Origin of the sequence: Pontiella desulfatans, from assembly GCF_900890425.1 — a bacterium.
Classification (GTDB): domain Bacteria; phylum Verrucomicrobiota; class Kiritimatiellia; order Kiritimatiellales; family Pontiellaceae; genus Pontiella; species Pontiella desulfatans.
The window spans coordinates 2341617-2360084 of record NZ_CAAHFG010000001.1 but is presented as its reverse complement, the minus strand read 5'-3'; the positions used below and the strand labels follow the sequence as shown (position 1 = coordinate 2360084).

At 53.9% G+C, this 18468-nt stretch carries 12 protein-coding genes; 10 read left to right on the top strand and 2 right to left on the bottom strand.

All coding sequences use genetic code 11. From position 1 onward, the window contains the following. The first annotated feature begins 39 nt into the window (after positions 1–39). From E9954_RS08485 to E9954_RS08445, 10 genes are all read left to right on the top strand, one after another. Positions 40–3978 (top strand): carbohydrate-binding protein, encoded by a 3939-nt coding sequence (locus E9954_RS08485; RefSeq protein WP_136078764.1) that lies wholly within the window; start codon positions 40–42, stop codon positions 3976–3978. Positions 3979–3989: 11 nt separating this feature from the next. Further along, positions 3990–6797 carry a CBM96 family carbohydrate-binding protein gene (locus E9954_RS08480; protein ID WP_136078763.1) on the top strand — a complete coding sequence of 936 codons (2808 nt, stop codon included), beginning with the start codon at positions 3990–3992 and terminating at the stop codon, positions 6795–6797. Positions 6798–6875: 78 nt separating this feature from the next. Further along, complete coding sequence (locus E9954_RS08475; protein WP_136078762.1) at positions 6876–7142, top strand: hypothetical protein; 267 nt, start codon at positions 6876–6878, stop codon at positions 7140–7142. 22 nt (positions 7143–7164) lie between these two features. Beyond that, positions 7165–8607: a sulfatase family protein gene (locus E9954_RS08470; RefSeq protein ID WP_136078761.1), complete on the top strand. Its 1443-nt coding sequence runs from the start codon at positions 7165–7167 to the stop codon at positions 8605–8607. Positions 8608–8757: 150 nt separating this feature from the next. Continuing rightward, positions 8758–10833, top strand: coding sequence for a glycoside hydrolase family 172 protein (locus E9954_RS08465; RefSeq protein WP_222847105.1), 2076 nt, complete (start codon positions 8758–8760; stop codon positions 10831–10833). Positions 10834–10844: 11 nt separating this feature from the next. Then, the gene (locus E9954_RS08460) at positions 10845–12191 is read left to right on the top strand and encodes a sulfatase family protein (RefSeq protein ID WP_222847104.1); all 1347 of its coding nucleotides are present in this window, start codon (positions 10845–10847) and stop codon (positions 12189–12191) included. A 93-nt stretch (positions 12192–12284) separates the two neighbouring features. Continuing rightward, a complete protein-coding gene (locus tag E9954_RS08455) occupies positions 12285–12839 on the top strand; it encodes a hypothetical protein (protein WP_136078760.1) in 555 nt (184 codons plus the stop codon). A gap of 68 nt (positions 12840–12907) precedes the next feature. Next, positions 12908–13375 (top strand): GH116 family glycosyl hydrolase, encoded by a 468-nt coding sequence (locus E9954_RS08450; RefSeq protein ID WP_136078759.1) that lies wholly within the window; start codon positions 12908–12910, stop codon positions 13373–13375. 283 nt (positions 13376–13658) lie between these two features. Then, positions 13659–13832, top strand: coding sequence for a hypothetical protein (locus tag E9954_RS32380; protein WP_168442096.1), 174 nt, complete (start codon positions 13659–13661; stop codon positions 13830–13832). Positions 13833–13864: 32 nt separating this feature from the next. Further along, entirely contained in the window at positions 13865–15415 is a 1551-nt protein-coding gene (locus tag E9954_RS08445) for an arylsulfatase (RefSeq protein ID WP_136078758.1), read from the top strand. 72 nt (positions 15416–15487) lie between these two features. On the opposite strand, the gene E9954_RS08440 is transcribed toward E9954_RS08445, so the two are convergent. Both E9954_RS08440 and E9954_RS08435 read right to left on the bottom strand, forming a co-directional pair. Next, positions 15488–16153, bottom strand: a complete 666-nt coding sequence (locus E9954_RS08440; RefSeq protein WP_136078757.1) for a response regulator — start codon at positions 16151–16153, stop codon at positions 15488–15490. Continuing rightward, a complete protein-coding gene (locus tag E9954_RS08435) occupies positions 16150–18090 on the bottom strand; it encodes a sensor histidine kinase (RefSeq protein WP_168442095.1) in 1941 nt (646 codons plus the stop codon). The genes E9954_RS08440 and E9954_RS08435 overlap by 4 nt, the downstream gene beginning before the upstream one ends. Between the last annotated feature and the right edge of the window lie 378 nt (positions 18091–18468).

Genomic DNA, 18468 nt, shown 5'->3' with positions numbered 1-18468 from the left:
TAGGGCAACGAAAAGACGCAAAACCGATGAGGAAAACAGATGAAAAACACCGGGAAGCCTATTTTATTTGGAGCGATGGGGATCATTGTTTTGGTGTTGATGCCCATGACAAGTCAGGCTGTTACTGCAGCGTTTACCGGTGCCGGCGGCAATACGCTTTGGCACAACCCCGCAAACTGGAGTGCCGGCGAGGTTCCCGGAACCACACAGGCGGACGTAGTTGCCTTTACAGACAATATTACGGTTGATTTCAATGCAGCCACCTGGGCCTACCTGTCAGCAAACTCACTCTTGACGGGGGGAGCTTCAGGAGAGTATCGGGGTGCCACCCGCTTTTTGGCAGGTGATGGCTTCGGAACCGAAACGCAGGTCGTCAATTTTGATTACGGCGATGCGAACACCATGCGCTATACGGGTGCAAATCGGATGACCCTTGGCAGTAGAAATGGTCAGACCAGCAGATTGAATATTCTGAGCGGCACCACGATTTTCGAATCCGCTCCTTTCGATATCGGCGATAGCGCAGGATCCTCCGGAACACTTAATGTTTCTGGCGGACATTTTGTAATTGGCCGTAACGCCATTAACGTTGGGGATGCAGGGTCTGCCCTCGTCAATATTACCGGTGGCCGTTTCACAACCCGCGCTGCTCTCACCCTCGGCAGCTTGGGAACCTTCCATGTTTCCGGTACTGCCGCGACAGAAATTGGGATCGGTTCTTATAGCTCTGTAGACGGAGCCTGGTCCCAGAGCGGTTTGCTCAGTATCGGCATTGATGACACCGCCACCGGCGTAACCAAGATTTTTATTGATGATTATAATGATGACGGAGCAGGAGCGCAGGGCAATGTGACCTTCTTGTCCGGTGCGCTGCTGGATGTCGACTTCGCAGGGGCCTTCACGAATCAAGGAACCTTCACCGTGATGGAATGGGAGGGCACCTTGACGGATAACGGCCTAGCCTTTGCGCCGGGGGTCGATACGAATTTCTGGAGTTTTGAATTGGTCGATACCGATGCGTTCAATGGAGTGGATACACTACAAGTTACTTATTTTGACCCTACGTTTAATCCGACGCCGGACTATATAAATCCAACCGGAGGGAAATGGGAAACGCCGGAAAACTGGATGTCGGGTATTGTTCCTTCAGGTTCTGATGAAGTCACGATTGCCGGATCGGCGTCCGGGCAGCCCGTTGTAATGGATGCGGCCAGCTGGACATACCTTTCCAATAACTCATTGCTTCATAGTTCCACGGAATATCGCGTAAGCAAACTGTTATTGGGAGGGGACCAAACGGCTTCATTGGATATCAATATCGGTGCCGGGAATACAATGAAAGCTACCAGTGGGGGAACATATTATGTGGGCTCAGCCAGCGGATCCGATGGCACATTGAATGTCCTGAGCGGGAACTGTGTACTGGAAGCGTCCATTCTGCGTATTGCGCAATCAGCTGGATCTGCGGGGCGGATTAATATTATCGGCGCAGATGCTTCCTACACCGCAGCACGTGCAGATGGTGGCGGCACCAGCCTGTCAGTAGGTACAGGTGGCGACGGCACATTTTACATTAGCGATGGATCATTCAATTCGCGGATGGGTGTTACCGTGGCGGCTTCAGGAACGTTTGAAGTGGCCGGCAGCGCGGTGGATGAAATCGGCATCGGAAGCTATGGCTCTATGGACGGGAACTGGCAACAGCATGCCGGCGGAACGTTGAGGGTTGGCATTGACCTGGGCTTGGCCGGCCTGACGAAGATTTTTGTTGATGATTATCTCGATGACGGAGGCGCCTATGCCACGTTCGCGGCGGGATCGCTGCTGGATGTCGATTATTACAACGGCGGCTACGGCGGCGGTACATGGACGGTGCTGGAAGTCGAAAATGGCGACATCACGGATAATGGACTGGCCTTTGCTCCCGGTGTGGATACCGGTATCTGGTCTTTCAATATCGACAATTCCGGTGCCAACGGAAAGCTGACTGTTACCGCAACCGGCGATCCGGCTCCTCCGCAGTTTGATGTATCCATGACGGTTGATGACACGCGCCGGCAGATGATGCGCTACGGCCTGGACTACGAGCGCCTCTGGTCCTGGAATTCCCTTGCTGTTTCGATGTCTGATGAAATTGCGGAGTGGTCGGTGAACGACTGCAATATCGACTACATCCGCTGCGCCATCAACAGCAAGTATGAACTCGAAGAGACCAATTTCGTTAACAGTGCCTACACCAGCAAGATCATCCCGATGATGACGGCGATGCAGGAAGCTAATCCGCACATCAAGTGGTTCGCATCGCCGCGACCCCTGAATGAAGCTTATTCCGGTGGGCAATGGAATGGCGAAGACGTAACCTGGCAACCCTATCCCATTTGGATTACCGGAGCCAGTACGCCCACGAACAGCAACTTTAATTTCAATGATATCAAGTGCTCGGAATACCTGATCCGTTATCTGTTGCTGATGAAGTCCCATGGATTCAAGATCACCTACCTGGACATAACAAATGAATGGCAGAGCGATAATTACGGCGGGCGAGTAACACAGTTCGACGTCAGGGACATCGTCGCGGAGTTTCAGGATTACCTGACGAACCCATGGGAGCACCCTGAAATTCCGGGCGTTGTGCTTGATGCCGATGATATCCCGCTGATTGTCGGCCCATCGTCCTGGAACTACCAGCAAGGTGGTAATTGGATCGACAGCCTGGATACCCAGGCCAAGAAAGACGCGATCGATATTGCCTCCAGCCACAACACGGACCGGACGGGAACGGCTTCGGACTTTGCCGCCACGGTCGCCGCCTACTGCAATCCGGGAACCGAAGTTTGGGAAACCGAGCAGCATGGCTGGAAAAGCACTTCCGGCGAGAATGAGGTGACGTCTTTCTACTACTATATTCAGTCTATCCGTGCCGGGTTTACCGGCCTCAATAGCTGGTTGGCGATTGGTAAGGCGAGTCAGGGGCACTGTTTCCTTTTGAATGAATCCGGTGCATCCGAGGTCGTCCGCAACGTGAAGTATTATATCTTCAAGAAGCTCTCCACCACGTCAAACTATGGCTACGCGCTGGATATCGACGAATTCTCATCGGACTCGACCATGGCCCTGATTCGTGACAATCTGCTGACGGTCTGGATCAACAATACTGCCCCCACCAGTATAGTGGCCGCGGTCAACATCGGTAACCATGTGCTCGGGGGCACCGACATCCAATATACCCGATGGAATGAATCGCTTCCCGTTGAAGGGGTGGAGGATACCCTGACGGCCTACAGCAGTTCCAACTTCTACTCAACCATTGAAGCTGAATCCCTGTATTGCTTTGAAATCACGCTTCTGGACAACGAAGATAACTTCCCGTTTGTGCAGGCCGAAAACTATGCCACCGGTTCCGGTGTTGCCATTCTGCCCTGCATCGACACGGGCGGCGGAGACATGGTGGCGTTTGCATCGGCGGGGGATGAGGTTTTGTTCAATCTGGACATCGTCAAAACCTATCCGCACGATGTGGCATTCCGGGTTTCCTCCGAAAGCGCCAACATCGCGTTCGAGGTCTATGACGGCACCAATCTGCTGGCGTCTGTGAACCGCGTGGCGACCGGCGGTGCCCAGAACTGGACCACCATCTACGAAACATTGCATTTTGATGGCGGCCCGATGGAACTTCGCATTGTCGCGACTGGCGGTGGCTGGAACCTGAACTGGATTGCATTTGACCAGCAATTCTATTCGCCAACCGGTATGGAGCCGGGAAGCGATCCTCTTGTTGATTTGATGAATATTGATGATAGCTCATTAACGCTCTCGTGGTCTGGTGTGGAGGGCGGCACCTATGCCCTGCAACATTCGACCAATCTGGTGAACGGATTTTCGACTGTTGAATCGGGAATTCCGGTGCACAGCGCGACTAATATGAACACTCTTGCAACTCCGGATGACGAGGGCTTCTACCGCATCATTGTGGAATAGTCAGGAAATATATGAAGGTCAAACTTACATTCATGGCCTTGGTCGGTCTGGTTACGGCTGCTTATCCGGCGGACTACACCAATGCATTGGGCGGCGATTGGGAAGTCCCCGAAAACTGGGACTCCGGGGCGGTTCCGGCCAGCACGAACGCCGTCACGATTGCCGGTTCTGCAGGCGGTCAGGCGGTTGTGATGGATGCCGATAGCTGGACCTACCTCATCAATAATTCCCTAACCCATTCCGCCACAGAATACCGGACTCTAACTGTTTTGCTGGCTGGGACTGGAACGGCGTCGCTGGAGGTTGATATCGGTGCCGGCAACAGATGGAAAGCTACATCGGGCGGCGGGTACTATGTAGGCAACGCAAGCGGTTCAGACGGCACGCTGAATATATTGAGTGGGAGCTGTGTTTTTGAAGCCGGGATCATGAAGATTGCCCAATCGCTTGGTTCGACCGGGCGGATCAATATTGCCGGCGCAGATGCGTCTTATATTGCCGCGCGGGAATCGGGCGGCACGAGCCTTTCAGTGGGAACGGGCGGCAATGGAACACTTTATATCAGCGATGGAATTTTTCAGTCACGGGCAGGAGTCGAAGTAGGTTCTTTCGGAATGTTTGAAGTGTTCGGCAGTGCGGTGGATGAAATCGGCATCGGAAGCTACAGCTCCCTTGACGGCAACTGGCAACAGGATTCCGGGGGCACGCTGAAGGTGGGGATTGATGCCGGCGGCATAACGCCCATCTTTGTGGATGACAAGGACGACGATGGAACCGGTGGCGATGTTGTCTTTGAATCCGGTGCTTTGCTGGACGTCGGTTTCCAGAGTTTGGAAGAAAACGGTGCGTGGAACATTATGCAATGGGAAGGTAATCTTTCGAATAACGGACTGATTTTTGCGCCCGGAGTGGATACAAATGCCTGGAGTATAAACTGGGTAGATACAGATTCCACCAACGGCGTTGATACGTTGCAGGTGATTTATTATTCACCCATGATGACGACGAACGGAACATCTTATGAATGGCTGGACACGTATTACACCGGATTGACCTCGGTCGCTGAATATCAGGCAGTAGATGACAGTGATACGGACGGTGATGGGCAACTGGCCTGGCAGGAATATGTGGCAGGAACAGTTCCAACGAATGCGGTATCGGTTTTCGCGTTGAAGTCCCTTCAGGCGGTAAGTAACGATCTGGTGGCTACCTGGTTCTCGGTTCCCCATAAGCGGTACGGCGTTACTCAATCCACAAACCTCGTTTCCAATGATTGGAACCAGACGGCATCCAATATTGTTGGTCAACTGGCTGAGACCTCGCATGTACTGAACATTGGTGCTGAAGAGGCAGGCTTCGCATCTGTATTCATAGAACCCATGCCGGATTTGCTGGAGCTGGAGGCTGTTGCGGATGCCTATATTTGGGATGGTTTCAATGCGGATGCTAATTTTGGAAACGTCGCCGAAATCAAAACCATCAACTCCGCGTATAATCAGATGGAGCTGCTCCTTAAATTCACTCTTCCGAGTACCACCGAAATTCCTGATTCTGCCTACATCTGGATCATCACCACCGCCGACGGAACAGATCCGGTACAAAACGCAGCCTATCTGGTGGAGGATAACAGCTGGACGGAAAACGGCGTGACCTGGAACACGAAACCGGTGACCGGTGCAGAAATCGATGCCTGGGTAACGACCAACAGCCAGGCCATTAAAATTGATGTGCTCGATGAAGTCACAGAGGCTCTGAAGACAGGCGGCTCCTTTTCGGTGGCGGTCAAGTCGCCCCACAACATCGGACTCGATGGCATGAGCACTTATGCCAGCCGGGAGCACAGCACGATTGCGGCTCCGAAACTGGAACTTAAATTTAATCAGCCGACCGTCACCGTCCAACCTGGGGAGTCGATTCAATCTGCACTGGACACGATTCATGCCCAGAGCGGCGGTCATGTTGTGCTTGCGGCAGGCGATCATTATGTCAGCGACTCGCTGGTGATTTACAGCGGCACTACGCTGAGGGGGCAGGGTGCCGGACTTTCCAGGATACGAATGGATGTGGAATCGAATGTTCCGGTATTGCTCGGACCGAGTCAGGGCTCTCTGATGACCAGCGATGTGACCATTAAGGATTTGACGGTCGATGGGCAACAGCCGGCCGACCAGCAGACGCTGGATGCAACCGAGAATCCCCGCAATACCGTTCGGGGCAATGTGTATGGCATTCTCTTCAGCGATCAGGGCGCAGGAAATAATACGGAACGCATGCGCATTGAAAATGTGGAGGTGACTCGGTGTACGATGGGCATCCACGTGAAAGGTGTGAATGATCTGCGTATTCAGAACGGTGACTCCCATGCAAACGGCTGTCTGATTGGGTTTGACCACAATCTCTATTTCCGACGTGCCGAAAATACGTTGGTCAAGAATATGAATCTCAGCGAAAGCACGGCTGGGAATGGATTCAATCTCTCAACGGATTGCTATAACGTGATTCTCGATAATTGTGATGCATCGGACAACCATTTCCGAGGCATCCGCTTTGAGGCCAACGACGGCGGTGAGCGCATGATGATCATTAACTGCATCACGAGCCGGAATGGTCTCACCGAAAACCAGCCCGGTGTCCGTGTGGCTAATGTCCCGGACTTTACCATCATCGGAAGCACATCAGACGGTAATGGTGGTTACGGGTTTTATTGTGTGAATTCTGATGATGGATTGCTTCGTGACAACAGCGCTTCCGGTAATGCAGATTCAAATTATTATCTGCCCGGAAGTACTTACCAGCAGAGCAATAATTCCGGTTGGTAAACCTGATCAGTTTTAAGGGAAAGAGTTGACAGCTCGGGCAATGTGAAAATGAGAACGACCTGTGATATAGGAGATTGGGTGTCGTTTACCCTTACTGAAGTGCCTGAGCCTGTTGTGGAAATTCCGACTGATGCGTCCATGGCTTTTGTCTCGAATGGAACCGCAATGGTGCTGAGCTGGGATACGGTTTCGGGAATAACGTACGATGTGCAAACCTGCACAAATTTAACAGATGATTCCTGGAGAAATATCACGACTTTTACAGGAAGCGGAACTGAGGTTGTGGTCACGAATGCCATTGCTGAGGACGTTAAGTTCTACCGGATCTACTATCTCGACGAGTAGCCCGAAATAAGGAGTGGTTTGAATGAAGAATGTTATTTTTATGATGCTGGTCGGCCTGTTGGGAGTCGTGAGTGCAGAGAAGGCTCCTAACATTGTTCTAATTTTTACGGACGACCAAGGGTATCAGGATTTGGGGTGCTTCGGTTCCCCGACCATTAAAACGCCGAACATCGACCAGATGGCGAAGGAGGGCATGCGGCTCACCAGTTTCTATGCCCAGACGGTCTGCGGTCCTTCGCGCGCGTCGCTGATGACGGGGTGCTATCCGCTGCGGCTCGCCCGGCATGCGAATCCGGATTCGGTTCATCCCGAACTGCATCTCGAGGAAATTACCCTGGCCGAAGTGCTGAAGACGCAGGGCTATACGACGGGCATGTTCGGTAAGTGGGATTTGGCCGGGCACAAGCCGGGAACGCATAAGGTCGAATTGCTGCCGCCGCATCAGGGGTTTGACTATTCGTTCGGTCCGCCCGCCAGCAACGATCATTATGTGGACTTGTTCCGCAATGGTGAGAAGATTGAGTCGAAGGCCGATATGAGCCAACTGACCCGGCGTTACACGGATGAGGCGATTGCATTCATCAAACGTAACCGGAAGAGGCCGTTTTTCGTTTATCTCGCGCACACCATGCCGCATGTAAAGCTGGCTGTGTCGGAAGAGTTTAAGGGTAAATCGGCTGGCGGCCTTTACGGCGATACGGTGGAGGAACTCGACTGGAATGTCGGCCGTCTGATGCAGGCGCTGAAGGACGAGGGGGTAGATCAAAACACCTATGTCATTTACACCAGTGACAACGGCCCCTGGTATTTTGGCCGCAGTGGTGGTCATAAGAAATCGATGGGGCCGAACTGGGCGGAACATGGCGGGTCGGCCAAGCCCTTGCGCGGGGCGAAGACGACGGCGTGGGAGGGCGGACTGCGTGTGCCCTTCATCATCCGGGCCCCGGGTAAGGTGCCTGCCGGAACCGAGTGCGATGCCGTGGTGGCGACCATTGATATGATGCCGACGCTTGCGAAGCTGGCGGGCGGAACGGCTCCGTCGGATCGCGTGATTGACGGGCTGGATGTTTCGGCGTTGATCCATGGAGAAACAGATCGTCTGGATCGCCCCTATTTTTATTATCAACACGACTGTCTGCGTGCGGTGCGTTATGGACAATGGAAATTGATGCTACCGTATACCGAACCTGAGAAAGGGAGCATTGCCTCCTCCTGGCAAACGTATATGGAAAAGAACGACGTCATCCGGGTTGAAAAACCGATGCTTTTTGATCTGGAGGTGGATATCAGCGAAACCACCGATGTGGCGGACCGGCATCCTGAAAAGGTGGCCGAACTGATGAAGCTGGCTAAACAGGCACAGCAGGATATCGGCGATCACGATACGTTTAGTGAACTTGCCCGCACCTTCGGCGCACAACGCCGCACACTTTCAACGGAATCTAAGGGGGGCGGAAATTATTAAAATACCATTTTCACCACCCGCTTCGCTAGAGGGCACAGAGGCACAGAGCTTTTTTTCTCAGTGTCTCTGTGCGCTCTGTGGTAGAAAATCCAGATTCATAGGTCGGTACAACGGGAAGTGCGAGTCCCCTGAGAAATAAGGAGTCACTCAATGAATAAATATTTTAAAACCATGAGCCTGTTGTGTGCCGCTACGGTACTGTCAGTGTTTTCTGTACAGGCAGAAGAGAGCGTAACTATCGAGTCATTGTTGACCGAAATGGTGGATCACGAATCGGTGGCACGTTTTCCAGAAAAAAATTTCAGACTGAAGCAGACCAGCAGTTACAGCCGGGAATCCACGACGCCGGATGAACCAAAGAACTGGTTTAAAAATCATGACTATAACAGCGGCCCCAATGATCATAATTTTGTTCGCGTTGAAGAAAATAATGGTCGCAAGGAATGGGTGATGATGGATCATTCGGGACCCGGTGTGATTGTTCGCAGCTGGATGCCGTGGGAAAGTCCTGAAAAAGGTACTTCCGATGTGACCCTGCGAATTTACATCGATGGTTCTGCCGAGCCGGTGCTGGTCGGCAATAAATTGGGCCTGTTCGATGGCACAGGGCTCATTCCATATCCCTTTGGTCACACATCCCTGCGTTCGTCTGTGAATTTTTTCCCGATCCCCTATGCGAGAAGTTGCAAGGTGACGCTGGATCATTTGCCGCACTATTATATTTTTACCTATCGTGAATACGATGAAGGCACTCCCGTGAAGTCCTTTACGATGGAGGATTTTGAAGCGTTGAAACCGCTGACTGCAACCGTCGGGAAAACTCTGCTGAGTCCAACCATTGGAAGAACCGCTCAGCCTGTTGGGTTCACTGCTCAGCTCGATCCGAAAGCTGAAAAGCAGCTGGAGCTTCCCTCTGGCGTCGGATCGATTCGCGAGCTAAGCGTGAAACTGGGGAGCTATGAAAATATGGACGTAACCCGTAAGACCATTCTGAAAATGGAGTTTGATGGAATGGAAACCGTTTGGTGTCCGATCGGTGATTTCTTCGGGTCCGGCATTGGGCTGAACCCGGTTCAGGGGTGGTATCGCACGGTGGCGGAGGATGGAACCATGAGTTGCCGCTGGGTGATGCCCTACAAACAGTCCGCGAAAGTTTCGCTCGTTAATTTGAATGACGAACCGATCGATGCGCAGGTGTCGGTTAAGAGGGGCGCGTGGACATGGGATGAGCGTTCCATGTATTTCAACGCGGCGTGGCGTGGGCAGTATCCGGTGCACACCCGTCCTTATTCGGACTGGAACTATGTGACGCTTAAAGGGCGCGGCGTCTATGTCGGCGATACGCTCACGGTCATGAACCCGACGGATGATTGGTGGGGCGAAGGTGATGCCAAAATCTGGGTGGATGGAGAGGACTTCCCTTCCATCTTCGGCACCGGCACGGAAGATTATTATGCCTACTCATGGGGCGGCCGCAGTACGGACTTTTATGAGCATCCTTTTCAGGCCCAGCCGATGAGTCATAAATATAACAAGCTGAATCGCAAAACCGCTGTGGGCGAACGCAATACCCAGGGATATAGCACGGAAACCCGTTCGCGGTCGCTGGATACCATGCCGTTTGCTCGTTCGCTCCAGCTCGATATGGAGGTTTGGACGTGGACGGAGTGCGATATGGGCTATGGCGTGGGCGTCTATTGGTATGGCGATGCAACGACCACCTCGAACCGTAAGCCGGACCCGGAAGAGGCGATCGCTGTGCCGCGGATACCAGAGAAAATCGCCTCGCCGTTCGATGGTGCGGTTGAATTTGAAAAGATGAAGCTCGTTTACGCACCTCCGCATCTGGAGCAGATGCCCCAGAATCTTAAAAAATATAAAGGCAGCTGGAACGAAAATGATCACGTGCTGTACAAAGGGTTGGCGGTTGGCGACGCCGTGGAGTTTAAGATCCCGGCCTCCGATGCGGTTGCACAAAAGCTGATCCTGTACGCTACAAAAAGCGATAACTTCGCTACGTTGCGTTTTACGGTGAACGGAAATCCGGCGGGAGGGGATGTGGATCTGTATGCCGCCAAACCGGTCGCGGCCAAGCCGATTGAGTTGGGGACCTTCGAGCCGGTTGAAGGCGCGTACGTTCTGCGCGTGGAAGTCGTCGGAAAAAAACCGAAAAGTGAAGGCACGTTCTTCGGTCTCGATAACGTAGTTTGTAAATCCAACAAATGAGAGAGATGCAAATGAGAGCTTTTCTTAAAGTAAGTATCGCAATGGCCATTGTTGGCCATGTTTCAATTTTCGCTGAAGGACAGCCCAACTTTATCATCATCTATGCGGATGACATGGGCTATGGCGATCTGGGGTGCTATGGTGCCGAGGGCTATGAAACGCCGGAGCTGGACCGCATGGCGAAGCAGGGCATACGGTTTACGGACTTTTCAACGTCGAGTTCCGTCTGCACGCCTTCGCGTGCCGGGCTGCTGACCGGGCGCTTTGCCCAGCGCTGGGGGCACGATAATAAAGTCTATTTTCCCCACAGCAAAGGCGGCATGCCGCCGTCGGAAATCACGATTGCTGAACTGCTGAAAGAAAAGGGCTACCAGACCGCATTGATCGGCAAGTGGCACCTTGGCCATCGGGCCAAATTCCTGCCGACAGCGCAAGGGTTTGATCTGTATTATGGCATTCCTTACAGCAACGACATGTGGCAGGCACCGGAAACACCGCTGGCAGACAACATTGTGTTTAACGAGGGGATGACCCGCGAAAACTATCTGGAAGGCGGTAAGAAAAAATACCACAATCAGGTTCCACTGATGGCGGGAACAGAAGTGATTGAATGGCCGGTTGATCAGGCGACGCTGACCAAACGCTACACCGAAAAGGCGCAGGCGTTCATTACGGTGAATAAAGAGCAGCCGTTTTTCCTCTACCTAGCACACGCGATGCCGCATGTGCCGCTGTATGCCACCGAAGAATTCAAGGGAAAAACGGAGCGCGGCCTTTACGGTGATGTGATCGAGGAGCTGGACTGGTCTGTTGGGCAGATCCTGAACACACTGAAGAAAAATGGATTGGATAAAAATACGCTGGTCATTTTTACTTCCGACAACGGGCCCTATCTGGGGGGCAAAGAGCACGGCGGCAGTTCCGGCCCGCTCCGTGATGGAAAATTCACGGCCTATGAAGGAGGATGCCGCGTGCCGTGTATCGCATGGCAGCCGGGCACGGTGCCGGCCGGTGTGGAGTGCGATGTGCAGACCTCGACGCTGGATCTGTTTCCGACCTTTGCCGCGCTGGCTGATGTTGCAGTTCCGTCTGATCGGCCGATTGACGGGCTGGATATCCGCTCGCTCCTCAAAGGGGACTTTAAGAATATTCCGGAACGGGACTGGTACCTTTATCGAGGTCAGGCGATTCGGGTCGGCGACTGGAAATATGTGTACGACAAAAAGAGAGACCAGCTGTTTAACCTTGCCGAAGATGTGGGCGAAAAGAAAAACCTGGCGAAACAGTATCCGGAAAAAACGGAAGCCCTCGCGAAGCGGCTTGCCGAGGTCCAGAGCGAGCTGTCAGGAACAAAGTAGCTCGCCCGCAAGCGAAGCGCAGATAGAGCGGGCAACCTGATCGGAAGTTCGACGACCATCTCCACCATCGGTCAATCCATCACGTATCAGTCGGTGAGTGTCGATCTGTCTGGAAGCGCGTACCAAAACCTGAGCGAGCCGACGACCTTCCGCATCTATGCCTGGGGCCGGGGAACTACCTCCACGGGCGCCACGCTTGCGATGATCGATAAGGTGACGCTGCATGGCGACGTCACGTCCCTCGTCGAGACGCCCTATGATAGCTGGGCTTCCGAGTATGGATTGAGCGGCGACGACGCTTTGGCCAATGCCGATGCGGAGGGTGATGGCTACGATAACCTGGCGGAATACGCGCTGGGGATGGATCCAACCAGTGCCGATGCCGGTTCGCGAGAATCCGTCGGTACCGTGAGCGACGGCGGGACCACCTACTTTGAATATATCCATTATCGCCTGACGGATTATGAAACGGAGGACATATCCTATTGGCTGATTGATTCCGAGGACTTGCTGGATTCCGCCGGCTACACCAATCGGCAGGATCAAATCCTCGTCGGGCCTGAGGACAATGGCTACGAACCCGTCACCAATCGTTACGAGGCCGATGAGTCCGCGATGTTCATCAAGGTTGAAATCCGGCAGGACTAGCAAGCTGGAGATCTTAACGCTCGAAAACTCAGGGATCGATATGAGCAGAAGAGTTTGGTGGAAATTGGATGATCACTAAAGAGAAACTGCCTGTTCAGAATGAATTTGATTTGTCCGACCGGGAGGGTGAGGTGCTTCACGGCCTGTACGAAAAAGGCAGCAAAGGTATCGCGATGCTGTATAACGGCGAATACTACGTACAGGAAGAGGAACCGGCGTATCCGAAGGCCATTGGTGTGGGGCCGGGCGTTTATGTTGATCAGGTGATTGGACAGTTCTGGGCCAACCAGCTTGGGCTGGTTCGATTGTATAACAAGGAGCATATGCAGTCTGCCTTGAATACGCTGTGGAAACACAACTTTGTGCCGGACGTTGAATCCTTCCGCAAAACCTTCACGGAAGGACGATATTATGCATGGACCGGTGATTCCGCGTTGATCATGTGCACTTGGCCCAATGGCGGTTTGAATATCAGGCCGCTTCCCATATGGTGGCTGAAGGTACTCCTGAATTGGTCATGCAAGGTCTGGCCGTGACCCGTGCGATCCATGACCGCTATCGTCCTGAAGAGCGGAATCCTTACAACGAAATCGAGTGTTCGGATCACTATGCACGGGCCATGTCGTCTTACGCTGTGTTTCTCGCGGCATGTGGTTTTGAATATGATGGTCCCGCCGGAGTGATGGGATTCGGTCCCGTCATCCAACCCGAAAATTTCCGTGCACCGTTCACGGCGGCTGAAGGGTGGGGCACCTTCAGCCAACGGATTAATGGAGGTTAAATGAAGTCGGAACTCGTCGTCAACTGGGGCTCCCTTCGTTGAAAACACTTCGCTTGAATCCTCGCGGTGCGAATTGCACGAAGGCGACGGTGATGCTGGGCGGGAAGCCGTTGACGGCCGAATGGGTGAACCGGGAAAACGGCATCGCCATTGAATTCATTGAGCCGGTTTCCATGACTTCCGGCGAGGTATTGACAGTGGAACTCCATTAAAGATATGAAGTTTAAAAAACAAGAAGGTTGTTATGAATAAAGGGTTGTTGTGTTTCGTCGTTGCCTGCGCAGGCTGTGCCCCGGAGTTGCTGGCCAATGAACAGAACAGGGGTACTACGATATGGGGTGGGCAACGGCCCAATATCATCGTAGTCATGACGGATGATCAGGGCTATGGGGACTTGAGCTGCAACGGTCATCCATACATTAAAACGCCGCACATCGACAGGTTCCGCGAGCAGAGTACGCGCTTCGAGGACTTCCATGTCAGTTCGAGCTGTGCGCCGACGCGGGCAGGGATCATGTCGGGCGTCCACCCGTTCAAGGTGGGGGTCACGCACACGATTTTCCACCGCGACCTGATGGCGCTGGACAAAAAGACGATGCCCGAGGTGATGCGGGATGCCGGCTACAGCACCGGGATTTTCGGCAAGTGGCATCTGGGCGATGCGGATCCGTATCAGCCGCACAATCGTGGGTTTACCGAGTCCCTGATTCATGGCGGCGGTATTGCCGGTTCGAGCGGAATCCGCAGCAACGGCTCCTACCATGACATGTTGATTCGTCATAACGGTCAGTTTGTCCAGACGCGCGGCTTCTGCACCGATGTATTCTTCGGCCAGGCCATGCAGTGGATGAAGCAGGAGCATGAAGCGGGCAAACCGTTCTTTGCCTGCATCTTTCCCAACGCACCCCACGGCCCGTGGAGCGCTCCTGAAAAATATGCGAAAATGTATGAGTATGCGGAGAATGACCCGAAGGCCAAAGGGAAGACCGGGTTTTTTGCCATGATCAGCAATATTGATGACAATATGGGGCTGTTGATGGAGAAGCTCGATGAGTGGGGGCTGGCCAAGGACACCATCCTTATTTTCATGACGGACAACGGTTCCGTTGCCAGCTCGGTCTACAACGCCGGAATGAAGGGCGGGAAGACCAGTGTGACCGAGGGCGGTTCGCGCGTGCCGTTCTTTATCCGTTGGCCGGGAAAAACCGAAGCCGGGCGCGACATCGATACGTTGGCACGTCATTTCGACTTGCTACCCACCTTTGCCGATCTAGCCGGTGCCGATGTGAGTGACTTGTCGCTGAACGGAAAAAGCCTGTTGCCTCTGTTGGAAGATCCCAATGCGCCGTGGGAAAACCGGACGATGTTCTACCACACAGGACGTTGGGGCAATCCGGCTTCCAAGCATGAAAAGCACCGAAAGAACCCAGGCGCGGACAACAACAAGTTCCGCACGTTTGCCGTGCGCAACGAGCAATGGCGCCTAACGGTGACTCAGGATATGAAGAAAGGCCCGGTTCTTTGCGATATCGTAAAGGATCCCGGTGAATCATCGGATGTCAGCAAGCAGCACCCCGAGGTTTTGGAGCGGATGCTGAAGCTTTATGGGGAATGGTGGGATGTCTGCCGCCCGCTGATGATCAACGAGGATTCGGACATCACCAAGAGTGAGCGCTATTGGATCAACTACCTGAAAGAGCAGGAGGCGAAAGGGCCGGTTCCGGAACTGGCCATTCCCGGTGTTAAGACCGACTTGCGAATCATTTCGATGAGCAACAAGAAATCGAAGGAATAGGAATGAACCTCCGCGCATCCATCATCGCCCGGCCACTGCATGTGGATCCGGCCGGCAGAATAGAAGCCCGTGTCAGTTATCGCGATGGAAGAGGCCGAGGCGGTGGGCGCGGTGGACCGCGGCGGGGGCGTTTTGGACTTCGAGCTTTTCGTAGATGTGGCGGACATGGTCGGCCACGGTGGTAACGCTGACCTTGAGGGTTGAGGCAATCTCTTTTTTGACCAGTCCGTCGGCCAGCAGTTCAAGGACTTGCAGTTCCCGGACAGAGAGATTCTTTTCGAGACTGGCTTTCGGTTTTGGTCCGCCCATGGTGCCTAGGATGAATCGGGCGATGCCGGGATCCAGTGAAGCCCCTCCCTCCATGACGGTTTCAATGCCTTCCCTGATCTGCTTTGCCGTGGATGACTTGAGGAGATAGCCCTTGGCTCCCTGTTGAATGGCCTGAAGGATTTCGGCTTTCTTGTCGGACTGGGTGAGAATAATGATTTGGGTGTCGGGGAGGGTGGCTGCAAAGAAGGGCTGGGCTTCGAGCCCGGAGATGCCGGGCAGGTTCAAGTCGAGCAGAATGATGTCGGGTTCATTGCGGGTCGACATATCCTGCAGGCTGCGCAGGGCGATCTCGGCGGTGCCAAACTGGCTAATCAGCTCCATGGCATCCTGGTTTTTCAATGCACGGGTGATCACTTCGCGATACCCGGCGTGGTCTTCCACGAGCATGACTTTAATTTTTCTTTTCATCTGTGCAGTCCGAATTTGCGGGTTTTAAATTTGAGTATGATTCGGGTTCCGTCGCCTGCGGGACTTTCGGCCCATACTTTCCCACCCAATAGGCGTGCACGGCGCTTTAGCGACGACGGCACACCGTCAGTAAGGCCATGGCCGTTGTCGGCGATGGTCAAATAAAGTTCCTTGCCGTTGGTTGTTAGTGTCGTGATGACTTCGGTGGCGCCGGAGTGGCGGATAATATTGGTGAGACACTCCTTGTAGAAAAAGAACAAATCGATTCGTTTGCGTGGTTTTAGGTTCTTAAGCAGTTTCTCGCCGGAGATCGTCAGGTCGTGTTCAAGATCAGCCAAAAGGCGATCGGATGAGCGTTTCATCTCTTCGGCCAGATCTTCGCACAGCCCGCTTGCTTCCAGCATGTTGGTGCAATAGCGCGCGGCGGCGCCGCTGCGTTCCGTGAAGACGCGGGAGCGCTCGAGCAGTTCAATCAGCTCTTCGCGCGAGTCGATGTTTTCGCGGGCGAGATCGATGAGGAGTCCAATGGTGTGGAGGTTGGCGCCGAGCTCGTCGTGCAGGTCGGCGGCGAAGCGCTCTTTGATGCGGACGAGCTGCCGCATATGAACGAAGCGTTCGATCAGGATCGCGAAAGCAGTCCCGGCGGCGAGCAGGGCGGCCAGTCCGTACATCAGGCGGAGGTTGGCTTTCTGCTTTGCATAGCGGCGGGCGAGTTCGGAGGCAACGCGCGGACGCTCGCGTTCCAAACTCTGGCGACGTGCCAGCTGGTTCATCCATGTTCGAATGGGCAGGATGTTTCCGTAGCGGTTGTGCCCGTCGGTCGGCGAGACCAATGCGCCGCCGGTCTTGGGCGGTGGAACGCTGTGGATGGGTTTTCCCCGCGCCACGTTCCTGCCCTTGGAGAAAAGTTCAATTTCGGCAAAGCCGATCACGGAGGGCCGGCGCGCCGGTTGCTTTGCGGTCAGCCGCACGTAGCGGCAGGTGGTCTCGGGGATGTTCCACATCATGACCGGGCCCGTATCGAGTATGCTTGACCTTTTGAAGTCAAGGAGGGAAATGGCATCGGAAAAGTCGGGAAGGGAGGCACCCTCGACCTGCAGTTGGGGAGGATTGCCCAGATCGCCGGAATTGGCCTGGGGCACGGTGTTGGCCAGATGCAGGGGGTGCAGGTGGATCCGTGAAAGCGGGAAGGCTTCCTCCAAGTCGATGGTCAGGGACGGTTGTATGGCCCGTTCACTGAAATCGCCAATGCTTTCGACGCCCTGGGCGGCATCCATCAGATACGGCGTGTGGCCGTCGACCAGAAAGCGTTTGTCCCACGCAGCTGTGCCGTCGGGATGGATTGATGACGTATTGACGGGTTGCCGCAACGCAACGTTCTCCTCTTTGCTGAAGATCATTATCTCGGCGAGCTGGAACACATACTGTTTTTTGCGGGCGTCCAGGGATAGCCGTTCGGCTTCGATGCGTACCCAGGAGGCCTTGGTCTGGTTTGCCGGGACGATCAGCGGGGCGATGCCCAGGGTTTCCTTGTCGCAATGGATTTCCCCGAGCAACGTGCCCGTGCGGTCATTGTCCTTGCCGACGAGGATGCGGAGGATTTCGGGAAAGCCTTCCGCCATGAATTTTTCCTGCGAATCGCGCCGGATGGTGGGGACGAACACAATCTCGTCGAGCGGGGTTTCCTGCTCCAGTTCGATCTGGATCCATTCGGTTTGCTCAGGAGTTTCCCGCGGCTTGGAATGGTAACCGATGGAGCCGATCCCGCTGCGCAGGCTGTAGTGGGCGAGGGTTTTTAGCTCGGTATCGATTTCCTCCAACCGCTGTTCCAGTTGATCCAGGGAACGATCGGTAAGCGGTGCTTCCGCAGACGCGGCCATGGCGTAGGGGATTCCCGTCAGCAGGGCCAATATGTAAATTATCGAGGTTCGATACATGGTTGTTTTGTAACATGGTTCGGTAGACCGCCTAAAGGCGGAACTGCATACCTTTCGTTTTCCTTCCAATGGAAAACATCCCAAAACTGAAGCCCTGCGGACACCCTCTAAACGGAGGGTATGCAAACTTCCGGCGAGGAGTAGGTTGGTGGATCAATCGGAAAAGCGAGGCTTGGCCCGCAAGGGAAAACCACACAAGACAAACACAAGCGGAGGAAAAACGATGAAAGCAAGACACATTCATCCCATAGGTGGTGCTGACGGAGAGTAAAACCCCGTTTTTGTTAAGGTTTCTGATGTCCGATTCATTTAGTCAATTCCGATTTTTTGTTGAAGGTTAACCATGGTTCCGCGCTTTGTGCATATGGCTGTCCCACA

Coding starts and splice junctions, on each gene's coding strand:
- E9954_RS08485 (WP_136078764.1), top strand. CDS start 40: ATGAAAAACACCGGGAAGCCTATTTTATTTGGAGCGATGGGGATCATT.
- E9954_RS08480 (WP_136078763.1), top strand. CDS start 3,990: ATGAAGGTCAAACTTACATTCATGGCCTTGGTCGGTCTGGTTACGGCT.
- E9954_RS08470 (WP_136078761.1), top strand. CDS start 7,165: ATGAAGAATGTTATTTTTATGATGCTGGTCGGCCTGTTGGGAGTCGTG.
- E9954_RS08465 (WP_222847105.1), top strand. CDS start 8,758: ATGAATAAATATTTTAAAACCATGAGCCTGTTGTGTGCCGCTACGGTA.
- E9954_RS08460 (WP_222847104.1), top strand. CDS start 10,845: ATGAGAGCTTTTCTTAAAGTAAGTATCGCAATGGCCATTGTTGGCCAT.
- E9954_RS08450 (WP_136078759.1), top strand. CDS start 12,908: ATGATCACTAAAGAGAAACTGCCTGTTCAGAATGAATTTGATTTGTCC.
- E9954_RS08445 (WP_136078758.1), top strand. CDS start 13,865: ATGAATAAAGGGTTGTTGTGTTTCGTCGTTGCCTGCGCAGGCTGTGCC.
- E9954_RS08440 (WP_136078757.1), bottom strand. CDS start 16,153: ATGAAAAGAAAAATTAAAGTCATGCTCGTGGAAGACCACGCCGGGTAT.
- E9954_RS08435 (WP_168442095.1), bottom strand. CDS start 18,090: ATGTATCGAACCTCGATAATTTACATATTGGCCCTGCTGACGGGAATC.